The organism is Sphingomonas sp. BL-S-25, assembly GCF_055521555.1.
Genome location: NZ_CM145486.1, coordinates 1,037,333 through 1,056,501, shown reverse-complemented (window position 1 = coordinate 1,056,501; position 19,169 = coordinate 1,037,333). Strand labels below are relative to the sequence as shown.

22 protein-coding genes and 1 tRNA gene are annotated in these 19,169 nt (G+C 67.0%); 9 read left to right on the top strand and 14 right to left on the bottom strand.

Annotated features, from left to right (window positions below; translation table 11 throughout):
• Positions 1–34 precede the first annotated feature (34 nt).
• Complete coding sequence (locus tag ACZ1H8_RS05330; RefSeq protein WP_465180318.1) at positions 35–367, top strand: type II toxin-antitoxin system RelE/ParE family toxin; 333 nt, start codon at positions 35–37, stop codon at positions 365–367.
• A 35-nt stretch (positions 368–402) separates the two neighbouring features.
• A complete protein-coding gene (locus ACZ1H8_RS05325; RefSeq protein WP_465180317.1) occupies positions 403–690 on the top strand; it encodes a helix-turn-helix domain-containing protein in 288 nt (95 codons plus the stop codon).
• 59 nt (positions 691–749) lie between these two features.
• Here ACZ1H8_RS05325 and ACZ1H8_RS05320 read toward each other — a convergent pair whose 3' ends face one another.
• The 3 genes from ACZ1H8_RS05320 to folK all read right to left on the bottom strand — a co-directional run bounded on the left by ACZ1H8_RS05320 (position 750) and on the right by folK (position 1,790).
• On the bottom strand, positions 750–1,106 hold the full coding sequence (locus tag ACZ1H8_RS05320) for an Arm DNA-binding domain-containing protein (RefSeq protein WP_465181345.1): 357 nt from the start codon (positions 1,104–1,106) through the stop codon (positions 750–752).
• Positions 1,107–1,210: 104 nt separating this feature from the next.
• Positions 1,211–1,286 (bottom strand) — tRNA-Lys (locus ACZ1H8_RS05315).
• A 39-nt stretch (positions 1,287–1,325) separates the two neighbouring features.
• Positions 1,326–1,790, bottom strand: coding sequence for a 2-amino-4-hydroxy-6-hydroxymethyldihydropteridine diphosphokinase (gene folK, locus ACZ1H8_RS05310; RefSeq protein ID WP_465180316.1), 465 nt, complete (start codon positions 1,788–1,790; stop codon positions 1,326–1,328).
• Positions 1,791–1,813: 23 nt separating this feature from the next.
• On the opposite strand from folK, the gene ACZ1H8_RS05305 reads away from it, so the two are divergent.
• Both ACZ1H8_RS05305 and ACZ1H8_RS05300 read left to right on the top strand, forming a co-directional pair.
• A complete protein-coding gene (locus ACZ1H8_RS05305; RefSeq protein ID WP_465180315.1) occupies positions 1,814–2,437 on the top strand; it encodes a uracil-DNA glycosylase in 624 nt (207 codons plus the stop codon).
• Positions 2,434–2,886 carry a DUF805 domain-containing protein gene (locus tag ACZ1H8_RS05300; protein ID WP_465180314.1) on the top strand — a complete coding sequence of 151 codons (453 nt, stop codon included), beginning with the start codon at positions 2,434–2,436 and terminating at the stop codon, positions 2,884–2,886. Before ACZ1H8_RS05305 ends, ACZ1H8_RS05300 begins: the two co-directional genes overlap by 4 nt.
• On the opposite strand, the gene ACZ1H8_RS05295 is transcribed toward ACZ1H8_RS05300, so the two are convergent.
• Entirely contained in the window at positions 2,883–3,851 is a 969-nt protein-coding gene (locus ACZ1H8_RS05295; RefSeq protein ID WP_465180313.1) for a methyltransferase, read from the bottom strand. The genes ACZ1H8_RS05300 and ACZ1H8_RS05295 overlap by 4 nt on opposite strands.
• Before the next feature lie 173 nt (positions 3,852–4,024).
• Between ACZ1H8_RS05295 and ACZ1H8_RS05290 the strand changes: the two genes are divergently transcribed.
• Positions 4,025–4,468 (top strand): hypothetical protein, encoded by a 444-nt coding sequence (locus ACZ1H8_RS05290; protein ID WP_465180312.1) that lies wholly within the window; start codon positions 4,025–4,027, stop codon positions 4,466–4,468.
• 26 nt (positions 4,469–4,494) lie between these two features.
• A complete protein-coding gene (locus ACZ1H8_RS05285; protein ID WP_465180311.1) occupies positions 4,495–4,860 on the top strand; it encodes a hypothetical protein in 366 nt (121 codons plus the stop codon).
• A gap of 18 nt (positions 4,861–4,878) precedes the next feature.
• Here the strand turns inward: ACZ1H8_RS05285 and ACZ1H8_RS05280 are convergent, their stop codons facing one another.
• Positions 4,879–6,798, bottom strand: coding sequence for a CocE/NonD family hydrolase (locus ACZ1H8_RS05280; protein ID WP_465180310.1), 1,920 nt, complete (start codon positions 6,796–6,798; stop codon positions 4,879–4,881).
• Between the two features lie 161 nt (positions 6,799–6,959).
• On the opposite strand from ACZ1H8_RS05280, the gene ACZ1H8_RS05275 reads away from it, so the two are divergent.
• On the top strand, positions 6,960–8,540 hold the full coding sequence (locus ACZ1H8_RS05275; RefSeq protein ID WP_465180309.1) for a carboxylesterase/lipase family protein: 1,581 nt from the start codon (positions 6,960–6,962) through the stop codon (positions 8,538–8,540).
• Positions 8,541–8,717: 177 nt separating this feature from the next.
• On the opposite strand, the gene aguB is transcribed toward ACZ1H8_RS05275, so the two are convergent.
• The 3 genes from aguB to ACZ1H8_RS05260 form a co-directional block, all read right to left on the bottom strand.
• Positions 8,718–9,566, bottom strand: a complete 849-nt coding sequence (aguB, locus tag ACZ1H8_RS05270) for an N-carbamoylputrescine amidase (RefSeq protein WP_465180308.1) — start codon at positions 9,564–9,566, stop codon at positions 8,718–8,720.
• 49 nt (positions 9,567–9,615) lie between these two features.
• Positions 9,616–10,617, bottom strand: coding sequence for an agmatine deiminase family protein (locus tag ACZ1H8_RS05265; protein ID WP_465180307.1), 1,002 nt, complete (start codon positions 10,615–10,617; stop codon positions 9,616–9,618).
• A 224-nt stretch (positions 10,618–10,841) separates the two neighbouring features.
• On the bottom strand, positions 10,842–12,494 hold the full coding sequence (locus ACZ1H8_RS05260; RefSeq protein ID WP_465180306.1) for a M28 family metallopeptidase: 1,653 nt from the start codon (positions 12,492–12,494) through the stop codon (positions 10,842–10,844).
• A 135-nt stretch (positions 12,495–12,629) separates the two neighbouring features.
• On the opposite strand from ACZ1H8_RS05260, the gene ACZ1H8_RS05255 reads away from it, so the two are divergent.
• On the top strand, positions 12,630–14,624 hold the full coding sequence (locus ACZ1H8_RS05255; protein WP_465180305.1) for an alpha/beta hydrolase family protein: 1,995 nt from the start codon (positions 12,630–12,632) through the stop codon (positions 14,622–14,624).
• Positions 14,625–14,765: 141 nt separating this feature from the next.
• Here the strand turns inward: ACZ1H8_RS05255 and rpsD are convergent, their stop codons facing one another.
• Positions 14,766–15,380 (bottom strand): 30S ribosomal protein S4, encoded by a 615-nt coding sequence (gene rpsD, locus ACZ1H8_RS05250; protein ID WP_346247042.1) that lies wholly within the window; start codon positions 15,378–15,380, stop codon positions 14,766–14,768.
• 198 nt (positions 15,381–15,578) lie between these two features.
• Between rpsD and ACZ1H8_RS05245 the strand changes: the two genes are divergently transcribed.
• Positions 15,579–15,884, top strand: coding sequence for a chorismate mutase (locus ACZ1H8_RS05245; RefSeq protein WP_465180304.1), 306 nt, complete (start codon positions 15,579–15,581; stop codon positions 15,882–15,884).
• A 5-nt stretch (positions 15,885–15,889) separates the two neighbouring features.
• Here the strand turns inward: ACZ1H8_RS05245 and ACZ1H8_RS05240 are convergent, their stop codons facing one another.
• Genes ACZ1H8_RS05240 through rpiB form a run of 5 tightly spaced genes read right to left on the bottom strand, consistent with a single transcriptional unit; the run spans position 15,890 to position 19,144 of the window.
• Positions 15,890–16,138 carry a hypothetical protein gene (locus tag ACZ1H8_RS05240; protein ID WP_465180303.1) on the bottom strand — a complete coding sequence of 83 codons (249 nt, stop codon included), beginning with the start codon at positions 16,136–16,138 and terminating at the stop codon, positions 15,890–15,892.
• Between the two features lie 60 nt (positions 16,139–16,198).
• A complete protein-coding gene (locus ACZ1H8_RS05235) occupies positions 16,199–16,927 on the bottom strand; it encodes an RNA methyltransferase (protein ID WP_465180302.1) in 729 nt (242 codons plus the stop codon).
• A complete protein-coding gene (gene nrdR, locus ACZ1H8_RS05230) occupies positions 16,924–17,385 on the bottom strand; it encodes a transcriptional regulator NrdR (RefSeq protein WP_465180301.1) in 462 nt (153 codons plus the stop codon). Before nrdR ends, ACZ1H8_RS05235 begins: the two co-directional genes overlap by 4 nt.
• Positions 17,385–18,695, bottom strand: a complete 1,311-nt coding sequence (gene glyA, locus ACZ1H8_RS05225) for a serine hydroxymethyltransferase (protein WP_465180300.1) — start codon at positions 18,693–18,695, stop codon at positions 17,385–17,387. Before glyA ends, nrdR begins: the two co-directional genes overlap by 1 nt.
• Positions 18,692–19,144, bottom strand: coding sequence for a ribose 5-phosphate isomerase B (gene rpiB / locus ACZ1H8_RS05220; protein WP_465180299.1), 453 nt, complete (start codon positions 19,142–19,144; stop codon positions 18,692–18,694). Before rpiB ends, glyA begins: the two co-directional genes overlap by 4 nt.
• Positions 19,145–19,169: the final 25 nt, after the last annotated feature.

The window sequence follows — 19,169 nt, the reverse complement described above, 5'->3', positions numbered from 1 at the left end:
TTGCTATGGCTACGGCATTGCCGTACATAATCGCATGCAGACCGTGATCGAAACCGCAGCTTACCTCTCCGCCGCCAAGGACGCCGGGATGAGTGTCGAGGAAATGTCGTCAGTGGTCGATAGGATTGCAGCCGATCCGGAAGCTGGCGACATCATGCCGGGCTGCGGCGGCGCACGGAAGCTGCGCGTTGCAAAGCCCGGCTCAGGCAAGTCGGGCGGCTACCGCGTCATCACCTATTTCGCCGGGTCTGACGTGCCGGTGTTCCTGCTGACGGTGTTCGGCAAGAATGAGAAGGCGAACCTGAGCAAGGGAGAGAGAAACGCTCTCGCTGCGCTCACCAAGCGGCTCGCCGATACCCTCGGGTGACCGGCGAAGCCACAGACTGACAGGAACGTACAGACATGACCACCGCATTTGACAAGATCGCTGCCGGCCTCGAGGACGCCATCGCTTACGCCGAGGGTGACACCTCGCGCGGCCGCGTGGCGGCACCGCTCGACGTGAAGGCGATTCGCTCAAAGACTGACAAGTCCCAGGCCGCGTTTGCAGCCAGCTTCCATCTGCCGATCGGCACGCTCCGCGACTGGGAGCAAAATCGCCGGCAGCCGGATGCGCCCGCGCGGGTGTTGCTTTCGTTGATCGACGCCGAGCCCGAGGCCGTCGAGCGGATGCTGGCTAGGATCGGTTGAACAGCGCTAAAATCGAAAGCATTCGATCGGTAGGACGCCCCGGCACCGGCTGGCGCCAGCTATCGGGGATCAGCGTGCTGCACGCACTTGGGGTCGCCACGATATGCGGCCCGCCAACACAGGCTTCCAAGGTCAGCATTGCGCACGCCATCAGCTTTCCGGATTGCGCTGGTCGCGTCTCGCGCAGCGGCACGTCTGGGTAAAGCCCGAACGTCACCAGTTCTCGTAGCCACCGAAACGATACTTCCGCGCCAGGATTTGCCGCCCGTGCTCGTGACGAGCAGGTAGAGCCCACCTCCGTCCGCGAGCTTGTAAGCGCGCTCGCCCGGGAGGGCCTTCTTACATGCGTGTCGGTCAGCGGCACAGATACCCCATTTCAATCTGGCTACCCCAGCGACACCCCCAGCGGGCCTCATCTTGGGCGAGGCGCGGGTGAGCATCGATGAGACGCCTAGGGGCCTGATATGGTGGAGAAACGCAAAGACCCTGAGATGGGATGATATGCGCTGAAACGGGAAGTTGGTGGGTCCGCCGGGGCTCGAACCCGGGACCTCTCGATTAAAAGTCGCTTGCTCTACCGACTGAGCTACGGACCCACACCAAGGCGGCCCACCTAGGGGCGGGGCGCGGCCGGGTCAACGGGGGCGGTGCAGTCTGGCGTGGAGTTGGCGGATGGTCCGGCCCGAAATCGGGTCGCGCCAGTCGGGGGCGATGGCGACTAGCGGGTCGAGGACGAAGCCGCGCTCGCGGAACAGGGGGTGGGGGATCGTCAGGCCCCTGATGGCCCAGGGGCCGCCCGACCACAGGATGATGTCGAGGTCGATCACGCGCGCGTCCCAGCGGCGGCCGCGGCGGCGCCCGTGGCTGCGCTCGATTTCCTTCAGCCGCTGCAGGAAGGCGGGGGGATCGAGATCGCTGCCGAGGAGGGCGACCGCGTTGGCGAAGCGGCGCTTCGACGGGCCGAGCGGCGGGGTGACCAGGATCGGCGAGACGATCGCGGGCCCCAGCGCGCGCAGCGCCGCGGCGAGTTCGTCGCGCGGGGCGCCGTGCCGGCCGCGGCGATTCGATCCCAGCGCGATGACATAGCTTGTCGTCCCCACCCGACAGCGCCTATCGCGGACACATGCTCGCGTCCACGCTGCTCGATGCCGAACCGGGGCGCGATTGCCCGCGCTGCCCGCGTCTTGTCGAGCTGCGTCAGACGCTGCGTGCCGAACATCCCGACTGGTGGAACGCGCCGGTGCAGCCGCGTGGCGCGGGCGATGCCTGGCTGGCGATCGTCGGGCTCGCGCCCGGCCGGCTGGGCGCGAACCGCACCGGGCTGGCCTTTGCCGGCGACGCGTCGGGCGACCTGCTGTTCGCGACCTTGGCAAGGTTCGGGCTGGTCGAGGAGGGCGAATTGCAGGGCGCGGTGATCCTCAACGCGGTCAAATGCCTGCCGCCCGAGAACAAGCCGACGCCGGAGGAAATCCGCACCTGCCGGCCGTTCCTGACCGCGGAGGCACAGGCGCTGGCGAATGCGCAGGTCTGGGTCGCGCTGGGTCAGGTGGCGCATCAGTCGACGGTCAAGGCGCTGGGCGGCAAGCTGCCCAAATGCCGCTTCGCGCATCTGGCCGAGCACCGCATGCCGTCGGGGCGGATGGTGATCGATAGCTATCATTGCTCGCGCTACAATCAGAATACCGGGCGGCTGACGGCGGAGATGCTGGAGGCGGTGTTCGCTCGCGCGCTGGAGCTGCGGCGATGAGTCGGTGGGAGACCGCCGCATCGCCGCGCCGTTCGGATGGCGCGATTGTCGCTGCGCGGCGCCTCTTTCGCGAGTTCGTCGGCCTGGTCGATCCGCGCGGGCGGGAGAGCCGGCGCGGGACGGCGCTGATCCTGGCGTGGTGCATCACCCTGCCGCTGACCCTGGTCGAGCTGGGGCGGATGCTGGGCGAAGTGGATCGCGACATCATGACGCTCGGCAACAGCCCGGTCGCGATGATCCTCTTCTCGATCAACACGCTCGTCGCGCTGACCTGCATCGTCATCGCGGTGATGACGCTGGTGCGGCGGTTGCACGATCGCAGCCTGGAATGGACCGCACTCCTGATCGGGTTGATTCCCTATGTGGGCTGGGCCTGGCTGGCCTATTATCTGTCGGGCAAGGGCAATATCGGCCCGAACGGCTACGGCCCCGACCCGCGCGAAGGCTAGTCGGGCCGGGTGAAGACGGCGGAGACGACCGCGATGCGATCGACGTCGCGATAGGCGTCACGCGCCAGCTCCTCGCCGAACACGTCGATGTCGATCACGTCATAGTCGAGGCCGCAGCGCTCCCGCTCCGCCAGTGCGCGCAGCCGCTCCGCCAGCCGGTCGGTCCCGCCGACGATCGCGCTGCCGGTGTAAAGGATGAAGCGCCCGCCCGCCGCCAGCTGTGGCAGCACCGCAGCCGCCATGTCGATCGACAGCGCCGCGCCGTGCAGGTCGCCGCCATCGCGATAGATGCGTTGCTGAGGATCGAGAATATAGGGCGGGTTGGCCAAGGCCAGGTCGATCGGATCGGGGAAGCCGGCCAGGATCGACCCCTCGCGCAATTCGGGCGACAGCCCGGCACCCGCGGCATTGATCGCCGCGAGGTCCAGCGCCTGCGCATTCACGTCGGTTAGCGTCAGTGATGACGTAGGAGCATGGCGCGCCGCGACGATCCCGCCGACGCCGCTGCCGGTGCCGATATCGACGATCCGCGCGTCCGTGCCCACAGGGTTCCGGTCCAGCTCCTGGTGGATCAGCCGGGCGAAGCGATAGCTGTCGGGCCCGAAGAACACCGCGTCGCGGTCGTCGGTGGGGAAGGCCGAATGAAGATAGCAATCCTCGTCCAGCGTCGAGGCGCGCAGCCGGCTGCGCACGCCGGTCTCGCACGGCTGGATCGCGCCAGCGGCGTCCAGCAGCGCCTCGACCTCCACATCGATCGATCCCGGCTCGAACGCCAGGCTCCAGCCCAGCATGTCGGTCAGCGTCCGCGCCATCCGCCGCGGCTCGCGCGCCAGCACGCGCTCATGCGTTGCGGGCGTCGGCGCGGCGAATCGATAGTTGCGGGACTTCAGCACCGCGACGAGGTGCGGCAGGTCATCGAAGATCAAGCGGTTGGGCCCCCAGCCATTATGGACGTGGGCGGACAAGTCGATGGGCGGGTCGGGGTTCCGCACCGCTGCGAATTTCGTCTCGCATCCGGAACCGACTTTGACGCTCGGTGCTTTATCGGCTCATGCGATTGCCTGTCCCGCCGCGGAGCCATACCGGTGCGGGCCGGGCGATTCCGCTTCCTTTCCAATCCTGTTCGGAGCGTTTGTCGATGCTGAGCCTTTCCCTGCGTTCGTCCGGCTTCCTGATGGCGGTGTGCGCCGCGTCGCTCGGCACTGCCGGTGCCGCGCATGCCCAGGTCGCACCCTGCCCGGCGACCAGCTTCGAAGGCTTCCTGAAGGCATTCTCGGATTCGGCCGAGATCCAGCGCAATTTCACCGCGGCAACCGTGAAGGTGACCGAGGTCGACGCGACCGCCGAGCCCGAGCCGCGCGAGGTGATCCGCAACCAGCCGCGCAACAGCCTGCGCTTCCCGATCATGATGTCGACCGCACAGCAGCGCAGCGACGGGCTGAGCGCCAGCATCACCCGTCCCAACGCCAACACGGTGCACGTCAAGCTGGAGAAGCCCGACACCGGCTATCAGCTCGGCTATTCCTTCCGCCCGCGCGGCAAATGCTGGGAATTGTTCGCGACCGCCGATACCTCGCTCTGAGCCCCTGTTTCCTGCGGAGATTTACGATGATCCTGTCCCGTTCGCTGGCGCTGGCCGGCATGATCGCGCTTGCGCTGCCCGTTGCGGCACTGGCGCAGGACCGTGAGCCGCCCAAGGGCTCGCAGCTGCGCTCGTTCGAGGCGAAGGCGCGCAAGGGCATGGCCTATGACGCCTTCCGCAGCCAGGTGCTCGCCGCCGGCTGGACCGCGCAGGGCGCCGAGGACTGCGCGGAGGCAGTCAGCGCCGAGGCGTGCAGGAAGCTTCCCGAGCTCGACCGCTGCACTTCCGACGGCCTGTGCCTGATGACCTTCAGCCATGCGGGCGAGGACATCGTCCTGCGCGTCGCGACCAAGGGCCAGGGCGTCACGGTCGACAGCTGGGGCTTCGAATAAGCTCCGCGCGCGCCCGGCCTATTGCACTACCGACACCGTGATCGCGGACGCCCGGCCGGGCGCGTGATAGACGCGGTGCGTCTGCGCGCGGAAGTCGGTCGGCTTCGCGCGCAGGATGTTCGGCACGAAGGTCTGCGGGTTGCGGCCGATCAGCGGGAACCAGCTGCTCTGCACCTGCACCCCGATCCGGTGCCCCTTGCGGGACACGTGCGAGGCAGAGTGGAGGTCGATGCGGTAGTCGAGCACCGCGCCCGGGGTGATCGCCTTCGGCCGGTCGTATCCGCCGCGGAAGCGCGCGCGGAACACGTCGTTGGCGATCATCCGCTGCCGCCCGCGCAGTTCGGCGGGCGTCCCGGCATCGTCGGGATGGATGTCGACCAGCTTCACCACCCAGTCGGCGTCCGATCCGGTCGTGCTCGCGAACAGCTTCGCGGCGACGTCGCCCGAGATCGTCACGTCCTGCGCCAGCGGCTCGCTCTGCCAGAACAGCACGTCCTTGCGCTTTGCAAAGGGCGCCTGGTCGTCGGCGATCCAGTTCGCCCAGGTCGATCCCTCGGACAGGAACGGCGCAATCCGCGATCGCTCGCGATAGGGGACCGGATCGGCGGGATCGGCTACGAAGCTGTCCGCCGCTGCTTCGTCGGCTACCGGCGCGTCGAACGACAATTTGCCGCCGGCGCGCAGGTAAAGGTTGCGCATCTGCGTCCCCTGTTTCAGCGGCCAGCTGTCCAGCTTTTGCCAGCGATTGCTGCCGGTCTGGAAGACCAAAGCCTCGGACTGGTTGAGCGTGCCCTCGCCCTTCAGCCAGTAGCGGAACCAGGGCAGCTCGACCTCGCGGCGATACCAGTCGCCGGTCGGCCCGCCCATGTCGAACGGGCCATAGGAGGACCCCGGCCCGCGCCAGCCGCCATGGTTCCACGGGCCGACGACCAGATAGTTCAATCCGCGATCGTCGCCCTTTTCCTGCTCGCGGTAGATGGACAGCGGACCGTAGAAATCCTCCTGATCATACCAGCCGGCCACGATCAGGTTCGGCGTCGCCACCCGTTTCGGCATGTTGTTGGTGGTGCGCTGAGCCCGCCAGTATCCGTCATAGCTCGGGTGGTTCACGAAATTCTGCCAGCTGGGCATGGTGGTGCCCAGATGCTGGCGGTCGAGCGTCGCCAGGTCGGTCTGCTTGAGATACCAGGCATAGGCATCCTTCTCGCCGCCGAAGTCGAACGCCTTCATCGTCCGCCCGTCGGTCTCCAGCGCGCTGACCCAGCTCCAGGCATAGTCCAGCCGGAACGCGCCATTGTGGAGAAAGTCGTCGCCGATGAACATGTCGTTGGGCGATGCCTGCGACGACACCGCCTTCAGCGCGGGGTGCGGATCGATCGTCGCCATCGCCGCGGTCCAGCCGCCATAGGACACGCCGAGCACCCCCGCCTTGCCATTGGTGCCAGGCAGGTTCTTCGTCAGCCAGTCGATCGTGTCATAGGTGTCGGTCGATTCATCGACCCCGCCGGCGCTCGCCTTGCGCGGCCGCAGGTTGACGAACTCGCCCTGCGAGCCCAGCCGCCCGCGAATATCCTGCAGGACGAAGACGAAACCGTCATCCGCCAGCTCCTTGTAGGACGCGGTGAACAGCCGCGTGACCTGCGGCATGCCGAAGCCATAGGGCGAGCGGCTGAGCAGGATCGGCAGCGGACCGGCCGCCTGTTTCGGGCGCCACACCTGGACATGCAGCTTCACCCCGTCGCGCATCGGGATCATCATGTCCTCGCCGACATAATCGCCGATCGCGGCGCCCGGCGGCACCTGGTCGGTCAGGTCCTGGGCAGGCGCCGATTGCGGGGCGGGGACCAGGGTGCGCGCGGCAAGGGGAGAGCCAAGCGCCGCGGCGAGCATGGCGAGCGCGAGGAGGCGGGCACGGCCCGCGCGTGGATGATAGCGCATCTGATCTCCCTGTCTGTCAGGATGATAGCGCCGTCCGGACAGAAGGCGAGGGGCGGCCTACCCATCACAGGTGTCGATCGCACGATCCTGTTTTTCGATGGACCGCTGCGTTGACGCTGGGCACCGGCCATGATCAGGTCCGTGTCGACAGGAGAGAGACGATGCGCACCGGCATTTGGAAGCGGATGGGCCTGGCGATCGCCGCCCTGGCGGTTCAGGCGCTGCCTGCCGCGGCACAGATCCGCACGGCGAAAGTGGCCGAGGGTCAGCTTGCCGGCAAGTCGGCCGGCGCGGTGACCGCCTTTCTGGGTGTCCCCTTTGCCGCGCCGCCGGTCGCGGGGAATCGCTGGAAGCCGCCGCTCGCTGGCGCGTCGTGGCAGGGCGTGCGCCGGGCCGACACGCTGCCGTCCAGCTGCCGCCAGGAGGTGACGCCGAACGGCATCGGTCCCTGGACGCATGAATATGTCGTCACCAATGCGGTGAGCGAGGATTGTCTGTACCTCAACGTCTGGACGCCGGCGAAGACCGCCGCGGCGAAGCTGCCGGTGCTGGTGTGGATTCATGGCGGGGCCTTTTCCAGCGGCTCGGCCTCGGTGCCGATCTATGATGGCAGCGCATTGGCGGCGAAGGGGATCGTCGTCATCGCGATCAACTATCGCCTGGGCGTGTACGGCTTCATGGCGCATCCCGGCCTGACCGCGGAGAGCCCGGCAGGGGCTTCGGGCAATTACGGACTGCTCGACCAGGTCGCCGCGCTGAAATGGATCAGGGCCAATGCCGCGGCATTCGGCGGCGACCCCGATCAGGTAACGATCGCCGGCCAGTCGGCAGGCGCCGCATCGGTCCATCATCTGATCGCCACACCGTTGGCCAAGGGCCTGTTCGTGCGCGCCATCGCCCAAAGCGGTTCCGGCATGGGCCTGAACGTGTCCGATCGCGCCGCGGGAGAAGCACGCGGCACGGCGCTGATGACCGCGGCGGGGGCCGGTTCGATCGACGACATGCGGCGGCTGACGCCCGAACAGATCGAGGCGGCGGCGAAGACGCTGCCGGGGGCGGGCGGGCTGGCCTTTGCACCGGTCGTCGATGGCCTGGTCTTTCCCGACGTCGGCACCGTGGGCGCCAACACCAACGACACGCCGATCCTGACCGGCATGACTGCGGACGAGATGACCGGGCTGAATCCGGCTTTCGGCAAGGCGACCGCGGCCCAGGTCCAGGCCTCGATCGCCAGCAGCTATGGCACGCTCGCCCCGCAATTCCTGAAACTCTATCCTGCAGGCAGCGATGCCGAGGCCAATGCAACCGTCAGCGCGCTGGCGCGTGACCGCGGCCTCGCCGCCATGGCGTTGTGGGCACAGCAGCGGCAACGCGGCAGCCGCAACCCGATCTATGCCTATCTGTGGACGCATTGGGAACCGGGGCCCGACGCGGCGCGCTACCGCGCGTTCCACTCGTCCGAAATCCCCTATGTCTTCGACACGCTGGGCGCCTCGCCCGAACGGCCGTTCGGCGCGAGCGATCGGAAACTGGCGGCGCTGCTCGGCGATTATTGGGTGAACTGGGTCAAGCGCGGCGATCCCAACGGCCCGGGCCTGCCCCGCTGGCCGCGCTATTCGGCGGACCGGCAGATCGTGGAGATCGGCGATGACGGCGCCAGGGCGCGCCCGATCCTGCCGCCGGACACGCTGGACCTGTTCACGCGCTATGTCGAAGGCGGCGGCCGGGTCAGCCTGTTCTGAGGCGGCCCGCCGGACGCCGGCTCAGAGACCGCTTGAGAATGCGCCTTTCGGCGCATTGCGGCACCGGCCCGCTCCCCCGCCCGACCATCCAACGGCAGTATTCTATGGGTGGTCGGGTGGGGGAGCGGGCCGGTGCGGAACTAAAAATCGCTATTTCGCGATTTTTCAAACAGTCTCTCAGATGTCCTGAACCAGCCGTCCGTAGAGTTCGGGCCGCCGGTCGCGGAAAAAGCCGAAGGCGGCGCGGTGGCGCTTCACGCGGTCGAGGTCGAGTGTCGCGGTGATCACGCCGGTTTCCTTGCGGTCCAGTTCGGCCAGGATGTCGCCGCGCTCGTCGGTGATGAAGCTGGTGCCGTAAAAGGTCTGGCCATGCTCGGTGCCGACGCGGTTGGCGGCGACGACGGGCACGACGTTGGAGACGGCATGGCCGACCATCGCCCGGCGCCACAGGCGTGCGGTGTCCAGGCTGTCGTCATGCGGCTCGCTGCCGATCGCGGTGGGGTAGAACAGGATCTGCGCACCCATCAGCATCATCGCGCGCGCGGTTTCCGGATACCATTGGTCCCAGCAGATGCCGACGCCCAGAGTCGTCTGCGGCCCGTCCCACACCTTGAAACCGGTGTTGCCGGGGCGGAAATAGAATTTCTCCTCATAGCCCGGGCCGTCGGGAATGTGGCTCTTGCGGTAAACGCCCGCGACCTTCCCGTCGGGGCCGATCATCGCCAGGCTGTTGTAATGATGCGGCCCGTCCGCCTCGAAGAAGCTGGTCGGGATATAGATGCCGAGTTCCTGCGCGAGCTTCTGCATCGCCAGCACCGCCTTGTGCTCGGCAGTGGGCTTGGCATTGGCGAACAGGCCCTCGTCCTCGACGCGGCAGAAATATTCGCCCTCGAACAATTCGGGCGGCAGCACCACCTGTGCGCCCTTCGCCGCCGCCTCGCGAACCAGTTCGGAGACGTTGGCGATATTCGCGTCGATATCGTTGGAGAAGGCGAGCTGCAGCGCGGCGACGGTGATTTCGGTCATGCCGCGCCATGTAGTGCGCTTTGGGGGCGCATGCACCCCCGCGCTTGCCTCAGAAGGACGGAATCTGCTGGCTGATGCAGTGGAAGCTGCCGCCGCCGGTCAGGATATGATCGGCGCGGAACCCGGTGATCTCGCGGCCGGGGAAGATGCCCTTCAGCGTCTCGATCGCCGCCGCGTCGTTGGGCTGGCCATAGAGCGGGACCACCACGGCGGCATTGCCGATATAGAAGTTCATGTAGCTGGCCGGGATGATCTCGCCTTCCTCGTCCAGCACCTCGCCGGGGGAGGGCATGCGCACCACCTCGACTCCGAAACGCTCCGCGCGTTCGGCCGCATCGCGGTAGATGTCGGCATTGGGGTCGCCCTCGGTCGGCTGCGGGATGAGCAGGCGGTTCTCGCCGACGAAGCGCGCGAGATTGTCGACATGACCGTCGGTATGGTCGTTGAGCAGCCCGTCGCCCAGCCACAGCACCCGGGTATAGCCAAGATTGTCGCGCAGCAGCGTTTCGACCCGGTCGCGGGTCAGGTCCGGATTGCGGTTGGGGTTCAGCAGGCACTGTTCGGTCGTGACGACCAGCCCGGTGCCGTCGCCATCGATCGCGCCGCCTTCGAGCACCCAGTCGTGACTGTCCACGGACAGGCCGCGGCCCCGCGCCAGCCGGAGGCCGACATCGTCATCGCCGGGCAGGTCGTACTTGCCGCCCCAGCCGTTGAAGCGGAAGTCATGGCCGATGCGGTCGCCGCCGACGATCGCCGCGGTGTCGCGCAGCCAGATGTCGCCGAACGGCTCGACCACCACCTGCGCTGCGTCGCCGACCAGCGCGCGTGCCGCCTCGGCCGAAGCCTCATCGGCTGCGACCAGGATCACCGTCTCGCCGCGGCCGCCGGCATGCACCGCGCGGGCGAAGGCAGCGACTTCCTCGCGCGCCGGCTCCAGATCCTCGACCCACAGCTCGCCATGGCTGGGAAAGCCGATCCACACCGCATCATGCGGCGCCCATTCGGCGGGCGGGGGCGGGGGGGTGTCCTGGGTGGAGGTGATGTGGGTCATGCGGGCCCCTTACCCGCGCGATGCGCACAGGGGTAGGGGAGTCTTCATGTTCCCCTCCCGCTTGCGGGAGGGGCTAGGGGAGGGCCTGTCCAATTGAGGTCCGCTCTCGGCGACACGCCCTCCCAGTTACGGGTGAACAGCCCCCCGGGCTGTTCAGGTCAAGCCGGGGGCTTGACCGACCCGGCAACTCCCTCCCGCAAGCGGGAGGGGAGAGGCGTGGCGCCCTACTTCCCCGCGCGGCTCTTCTCGCGGATCTCGCGGAATTCGGCGTCCTTGTACCAGGCGGGCCAGGTCGTACCGTCGGCCAGCTCGCGGCCCAGCCAGAAGAAGATGTTCAGATCCTGGATCGCGCCGCTCCAGTCCCAGTTGGGATCATATTCGTCCGACGGCTGGTGATAGCGGTTGACGGTATAGTCCTCGGCCGCCTTCTTGCCGGCGTCCTTGCCGCCCTTCACCAGGTCCTCGCCGCTCTCGCCATAGAACATCGGCACGCCCAGCCGGGCGAAGCTGAAATGGTCGGAGCGATAATAGAAGCCCTTTTCGGGCGTCGGTTCGGGAACGACGGTGCGGCCTTCGCGCTCGACCAGCGGCTTGACCAGATCCTCCAGCTCCGACTTGCCGACGCCGATGAAGACGAAGTCCTTGGTCGGGCCATTGATGTTGACGCCGTCAATATTGACCCCGCCGACGGTCTGCGAGAGCGGGAAGACGGGGTTCTCGGCATAATATTTCGAGCCGAGCAGCCCCGATTCCTCGGCGGTCACGGCCAGGAACACCATGGTCCGCTTGGCCGGGCCCTTCTTCACCTGCGCCTCGGCCAGCGCGATCAGCGCAGCGGTGCCCGATGCGTTGTCGATCGCGCCGTTGCAGATATCGTCGCCCTTCACCGCGTCGCAGCGGCCGAGATGGTCCCAGTGCGCGGAATAGAGGACATATTCGTCCTCGCGCTCGCTGCCCGGCAGGATGCCGATGACGTTCTTCGATGCCTGGCGGCGGATCGTGCTGTCGAACGAGATCGAGGCCTTCACGCCGGTGAGCGCGATCGGCTTGAAGCCCTTCACCTTCGCCGCGGCGGTGAGCTTGTCGTAATCCTGCCCGCCCTTGGCGAAGAGCCGGCGCGCCGCCGCATTCTGGATCCAGCCGACCGCCTGCGACTGGTCCATATGGTTGCCGGGCGAATCCTGCTCAAGCTGCGGCCCGGTCCAACTCGACTGAACGACGTTCCAGCCATAGGCGGCGGGTTCGGTGTCATGGACGATGATCGCCGCCGCGGCGCCCTGACGCGCGGCTTCCTCGAACTTGTAGGTCCAGCGGCCATAATAGGTCATCGCCCGGCCGCCGAAGTCGCCGGTCAGTTCCTTGGTCTGCCAGTCGGGATCGTTGATCAGGATGACGACCGTCTTCCCCTTTACGTCGACCCCGGCATAATCGTCCCAGCCGCGCTCGGGCGCGTGGATGCCATAGCCGACAAAGACGACGTCACTGTCCTTGATCCGCGTCTGGGGCGTGACGCGGTAGGAGCCGACGACCATGTCGGTGCGATAGGCGAGATCGATCGGGGCGCCGGTGCCCCCGGTGAAGCTGAGCGGGCTGACATTCTGCGCAGTCAGTTCGACCAGCGGCACATCCTGGACCCAGCTGCCCTTGTTGCCCGGCTGCAGCCCCGCCGCCTTCATCCGCTCGATCAGATAGGCGACGGTCTTGTCCTCGCCCGGCGTCGCGGGCGCGCGGCCCTCGAATTCGTCGGACGACAGCTTCTGCGTGATCGTCTTGAGCGTATCGACCGAGATGCCGGGATCGGCCTGGGGTGCCGATTGGGTGCAGCCGCCAGCGGCGGCGAGCAGCGCCGCGATTGCGGCGATCGGGGCAAGACGCATCAAGGATCCTCTCTGATCGAAGTGCCGCGACTGTGGCAGTCCGGAAATCGCCTCGCAAGTGGTGCGAATTCGGGCTGCGGGGACCTCTGCTTGCGCCCTAGCATGCTGGCGGGGCACAGGTTTTCAGGGGGAAGAATGCGTATCGGAACCATCGGGCAGACGGCGATTGCGGCGCTGGTCGCGTCGACATGGGTTCAGGCGGCGTCGGCGCAGAGCGCAGATGCCAAGACCTTCGGCGCGCGCGAGAGCGTCGAGCATATCGGGCTGTCGCCCGACGGAAACCAGGTCGTGTTCCTGGCGCCGCTCGCCGGCACGTCGACCGGGGTTTTCGTTGCCCAGACCGACGGGACCGGCACCACCAAGCAGATCATCACGTCCGACGGAAAGCCGGAAACGATCCGCTGGTGCCGCTGGGCATCGAACATCCGCATCGTCTGCCAGGTCAGTTCGGAGATGCTGACGGCCGACGGGCTTCTCGGCTATTCGCGGATGGTGGCGATCGGCGCCGACGGCACCAATGTGAAGCTGTTGTCGCCGCGCACGAACTTTCGCTCCCTGGGCCCGATGCAGAATGGCGGCGGGGTCATCGACTGGCTTCCCGATGCGGACGGCGACGTGATGATGACGCGTCAGTTCGTTCCCGAAATGTCGACCGGCACCAACATTACCCAGACCCGCGAGGGGCTGGGCGTCGAGCGGGTCGGGACCACCGACCTGGGGCGCCGTGTCGTCGAGACCCCGCGCGCGGACGCGGTCGAATATATCACCGATGGCTTCGGCACGGTCCGGATCATGGGCAGCGCGGTCAAGGACGGCGACCAGTATCTGACCGGCCGCATCCGCTATGCCTATCGCAAGCCTGATGGACGAAGCTGGGATCAGCTCAGCACGCTCGACACGCTGGCCGGGACTGGCTTCGATCCCTATGCTGTCGATCGTGACCTGAACGTTGCCTATGGGTTCGATGGTCTGGACGGTCGTGCCGCGCTCTACCGGATCAAGCTCGACGGTTCGATGGCGCGCGAACTGGTGTTCAAGCATGACGGCGTCGATGTCGACGGGCTGATCCGGATCGGCCGACGCCAGCGTGTGGTGGGCGTGACCTACGCGACGGAAAAGCGCGAGGCCGAATTCTTCGATCCCGAGCTGAAGAAGCTGGCCGGGATGCTGGGGCGTGCGCTCCCCAACCTGCCGCTGATCCGCTTCATGGACGCGAGCAATGACGAGAACCGCCTGCTGTTCTGGGCGGGCAGCGATGTCGATCCGGGCCGATACTTCGTGTTCGACCGCAAGGCCAGGAAGGTCATGGAGCTGATGCTGGCCCGTCCCCAGCTGGAAAAGACCGCGCTGGCGCCGGTCAAGCCGATCACCTTCGCCGCATCCGACGGTACGCAGATCCCGGGCTATCTGACGCTGCCGCCCGGCAGCGACGGCAAGGGGCTGCCCGCGATCGTGATGCCGCATGGCGGACCGGGTGCGCGCGACGAATGGGGCTTCGACTGGCTGGCGCAATTCTATGCCGCGCGCGGCTATGCCGTGCTGCAACCCAATTTCCGCGGCTCGACCGGCTATGGTGATGCCTGGTTCGTCAACAACGGGTTCAAGTCGTGGAAGACCGCGATCGGCGACGTCAATGACGGTGGCCGCTGGCTGGTGAAGCAGGGCATCGCCGCACCGGACAAGCTGGCGATCGTCGGCTGGTCCTATGGCGGCTATGCCGCGCTCCAGTCGGCGGTTACCGAGCCGGGCCTGTTCAAGGCGGTGGTGGCGATCGCGCCGGTGACCGATCTCGATCTGCTGCGGCAGGAATCGGCCAACTACACCAGTCGCTGGGTGGTCGATCGCTTCATCGGCACCGGCCCGCATGTCGCCGAGGGTTCGCCCGCGCGCCACGCCGATCGGATCGCGGTTCCCGTCCTGCTGTTCCACGGCGACAGGGACAGCAATGTCGGCGTCGGTGAATCGCGCGTCATGGCGAAGCGGCTGCGCGATGCCGGCAAGAAGGTCGATTATGTCGAGTATCGCGATCTCGACCATTATCTGGACGATGCCGAGGCGCGAACCGGGATGCTCGACAAGAGCGACGGCTTCCTGCGCGCCTCGATGGGCATGCCCGCCAAGGCCGACTGAGCGGCATGTCCTGGTCCCCGACGGGCCGCCGTCCATGGGGGCGCGGCCTGTCGGCCAAGGGCGTTGGACGTTCGGCGCCTCCAACGAAAAAGGGCGGCCTCGAAGGACCGCCCCGTTTCTGTTTCCCGAAGGAAGCCGGACTTAGCGCGAATAGAATTCGACGACCAGGTTCGGTTCCATCTTCACCGGATAGGGGACTTCGTCGAGCGTCGGGATGCGGACGAAGGTGATCTTCGATGCGCCGTCCGGAGCGACATAGTCGGGGATGTCACGCTCGGCGAGGCTCTGCGCCTCCATGACCAGCGCCATTTCCTGGGCCTTCTGGCTCAGCGAGATTTCCTGGCCCGGCTTGATGCGGCGCGAACCGATGTTGCACTTCTCGCCATCGACGCGGACATGGCCGTGGTTGACCAGCTGGCGGGCGGCGAAGATCGTCGGTGCGAACTTGGCGCGATAGACGATCATGTCCAGGCGCATCTCGAGCAGGCCGATCAGGTTCTGCGAGGTGTCGCCCTTCATGCGCGACGCGTCCTCATAGGCCTTCTTGAACTGCTTCTCGGTGACGTCGCCGTAATAGCCCTTCAGCTTCTGCTTGGCGCGCAGCTGCAGACCGAAGTCCGACATCTTGCCCTTGCGACGCTGGCCGTGCTGGCCGGGGCCGTACTCGCGCTTGTTCACCGGGGACTTCGGACGGCCCCAGATGTTCTCGCCCATCCGGCGGTCGAGCTTGTGCTTGGCGCTAGAGCGCTTCGACATATTCAATCCTTTGCAATACGAACAACGTTGGTCCCGGTACTCGCTCCGCCGTCTCCAAAGAGGGGCAGGGCTACCGCTTCACCGGGGTGCGGGGCCATTGCGAAGGCGCGCGCCTAGCCGCAGGGGGCGGGCGAGTCAAGGTTTGCAGGTGCGCCCGGTGCAATTGCCGCGCCCCGCCGCGTCCCCTAAGGCGCGGGCATGACCCAAGTGATCGATCCCCAAGCCTGTACGACGATGACCGAAGTCCGCGCCGGCGTCGACGCGGTCGACCGCGAGCTGGTCGCTCTGCTGACCCGCCGGTTCGGCTATATGGACGCGGCCGCGCGCATCAAGCCCGAGCGCGGCCATGTCCGCGACGAGGCGCGCAAGGCTCAGGTGATCGACAATGCCTGTGCGCATGCGCGGGATGCGGGTATCCCGGAGGAGGCGATCGGCGAGATCTGGGAGCGGCTGGTCGAAGCGTCGATCGCCTATGAGCTCGAGGCGTTCGACCGGCGCGGCTGATCCGCTCAGTAGGGCGTATTGCTGCTGCGGCTGTTGTTCTGGCCCATGCCCGACGCGTTGGCTGCATTGGCCTCGTCGATCTCGCGCCACTCGGCCGCGGTGCGGCAGGTCGGCTTTCCCTTGAGGCGGCTGCCGGTCGGCGCAGCCGAGCGACAGATTTTCTTCTCGGCCTTGGCGGCGGGAGCGGGGGCAGCCTGGGTTGCGGGAGCGTCCTGGACGCCGGCAATCGCGATCAGACCGAGCAGAAACGACATGATAGGAACTCCTTTAACGTTCCTGGACGCTAGCGTTCCGATGATGGCGCGCAACCCGATCTATTCGATTCGGGCCTTTTTCTTGCCGTCCAGCGCCGACAGCACGCCGCGCAGCGTCCGCAACTCCAGGCTGGTCCAGCCCGGCTTGGTCAGCAGCGTGCGCAAGGTGCGCTTGGTCGTCGGGATGCGCGCCTCGGGATAGAAGAAGCCGTTGCGGTGGAGCATGTCCTCGAGCTGGCCGATCATGCCGTCCAGCTCGTCCTGCGGCGCGGGCGGATCGAGATCCTCCTGCGTCGGCTGGGCCAGCGACACGCCCTTCGACCATTCATAGGCGACCAGGATCACCGCCTGAGCCAGGTTGAGCGAGCCGAATTCGGGATTGATCGGCACCGTCAGGATCTTGCGCGCGATGGCGACATCCTCGGTCTCCAGTCCGGAGCGTTCCGGGCCGAACAGGATCGCGGCGCGGGTCGGCGCGCCGTGGATCTCGCGCGCCGCCGCGTCGGGGGTCACCACCGGCTTGCTGACGCCGCGCTTGCGCACCGTGGTCGCATAGACTTCGGTGCAATCGGCGACGGCATCGGCCACGCTGTCATAGACCTTGGCCTGTTCCAGCACGATGTCCGCGCCGCTGGCCGCCGGGCCGGCGCTGGGATTGGGCCAGCCGTCGCGCGGCGCGACCAGCCGCATCTCGGTCAGCCCGAAATTGAGCATCGCCCGCGCAGCCTTGCCGATATTCTCGCCCAGCTGCGGCCGGACGAGTATGATGACGGGCGCGGGCGCGGTCATTCCTTGCCCGCCTCGGTCACGTTGCCGGCGAAATCCTCGAAATCCTTCGCCTCGCGAAAGTCCTTATAGACGCTGGCGAAGCGGATATAGGCGACCGGATCCAGGCCCTTGAGCCCTTCCATCACCAGTTCGCCGATCTTCTCCGACGGAATTTCGGTGTCGCCCATCGTCTCGAGCTGGCGCTGGATGCCCGACACCAGCTTCTCGATCTGGACCGAGGTGACCGGGCGCTTGCGCGTCGCGGTCGATACCGAGCGGACCAGCTTGTCGCGCTCGAACGGCTCGCGCCGCTCCTGGGTCTTCAGCACGGTCAGGTCGCGCAGCTGGATGCGCTCGAACGTGGTGAAGCGCGCGGCGCACGCCTCGCACTGACGGCGCCGACGGATCGCGGCGCCGTCCTCGGTCGGGCGGCTGTCCTTTACCTGGCTGTCCTCATTTCCGCAGAATGGACAGCGCATCAGGCCCCCGGGTAGATCGGGAAGCGCTCGCACAAGGCGCGGACGCGAGTGCGGACATCGGCCTCGACCTGGGCATCGCCCTGTTCGCCCTTGGTGCGCAGGCCGTCGAGCACGTCGGCGACCATGTTGCCGATCTCGCGGAATTCGGCCGGGCCGAAGCCGCGGGTGGTGCCGGCCGGCGAGCCGACCCGGATGCCGCTGGTCTTGACTGGGGGCAGGGGATCGTTGGGGATGCCGTTCTTGTTGCAGGTGATCGCGGCACGCTCCAGCGCCTCGTCGGCATCGCGGCCGGTGACGCCCAGCGGAGTCAGGTCGACCAGCGCCAGATGCGTGTCGGTGCCGCCCGAGACCAGGTTCGCGCCGCGCTCCTTGAGCGTCGCCGCCAGAACCTTGGCATTCTCGACCACCGCGGCGGCATAGCTGCGGAAGTTCGGCTGCAGCGCCTCGCCGAACGCGACCGCCTTGGCGGCGATGACGTGCATCAGCGGGCCGCCCTGAAGGCCGGGGAACACCGCCGAATTGATCTTCTTGGCGATCGCCTCGTCATTGGTGAACACCGCGCCGCCGCGCGGACCGCGCAGCGTCTTGTGCGTGGTGGTGGTCACGACATGGGCATGGCCGAACGGGGTCGGATGGACGCCGCCCGCGACCAGGCCGGCGAAATGCGCCATGTCGACCATGAAGGTCGCGCCGACTTCATCGGCGATCGCGCGGAAGCGGGCAAAGTCGATATGGCGCGGATAGGCCGAGCCGCCGGCGATGATCAGCTTCGGGCGATGCTCCTTGGCCAGCGCCTCGACCTGATCGAAGTCGATCAGGTGATCGTCGGCGCGCACGCCGTACTGGATCGCGTTGAACCACTTGCCCGACATCGCCGCGCGCGCGCCGTGCGTCAGGTGGCCGCCGGCATCGAGGCTGAGGCCCAGGATGGTGTCGCCGGGCTTGGTCAGCGCCAGCATCACCGCGCCGTTCGCCTGTGCGCCCGAATGCGGCTGGACGTTGGCGAACTCGCAGCCGAACAGCTGCTTGGCGCGGTCGATCGCCAGCTGCTCGACCTCGTCCGAGGGGTGGCAGCCCTGATAATAGCGCTTGCCGGGATAGCCCTCGGCATATTTGTTGGTGAAGACGCTGCCCTGTGCTTCGAGCACTGCCTTGGAGACGATATTCTCCGACGCGATCAGCTCGATCTGATGCTGTTCGCGCTCCAGCTCGTGGCGGACGCCGGCGAAGATGGCGGGATCGGCTTCCGCCAGCGTCTTGCTGAAGAAACCGTCGGGCTGGATGCCTGCCTGTTGCGGGTTCGTGCTCATGGCTGGGTCCTTTCCGGGTGGGTGAGTTTGTCGACGCGGTCGCTATGGCGTCCGCCGTCGAATTCGGCGTTGAGGAAGGTCATCACGCAGGCCTTGGCCATCTCGATCCCGATCAGGCGGGCACCGAGCGCGACGACATTGGCGTCGTTATGGTTGCGCGCCAGCCGGGCCGACAGCGGCTCCGACACCAGCGCGCAGCGCGCCTGGGGCACGCGGTTGACCGCGATGGAGATGCCGATGCCCGATCCGCAGATGGCGACGCCGAACTCGGCCTCGCGCGTCGCGACCGCCTGGCCCAGGCGATAGCCATAATCGGGATAGTCGACGCGCTCCGGCCCGTTGGTCCCCAGATCGATCACTTCGTGACCCATCTCGCGAAGCCAGTCTGCAAGTTCCGCCTTCATTGTATAGGCGGCATGGTCGGATGCGATTGCGATGCGGCGCGACATGGCGGGCCCTCTACGCCGCCGAGGC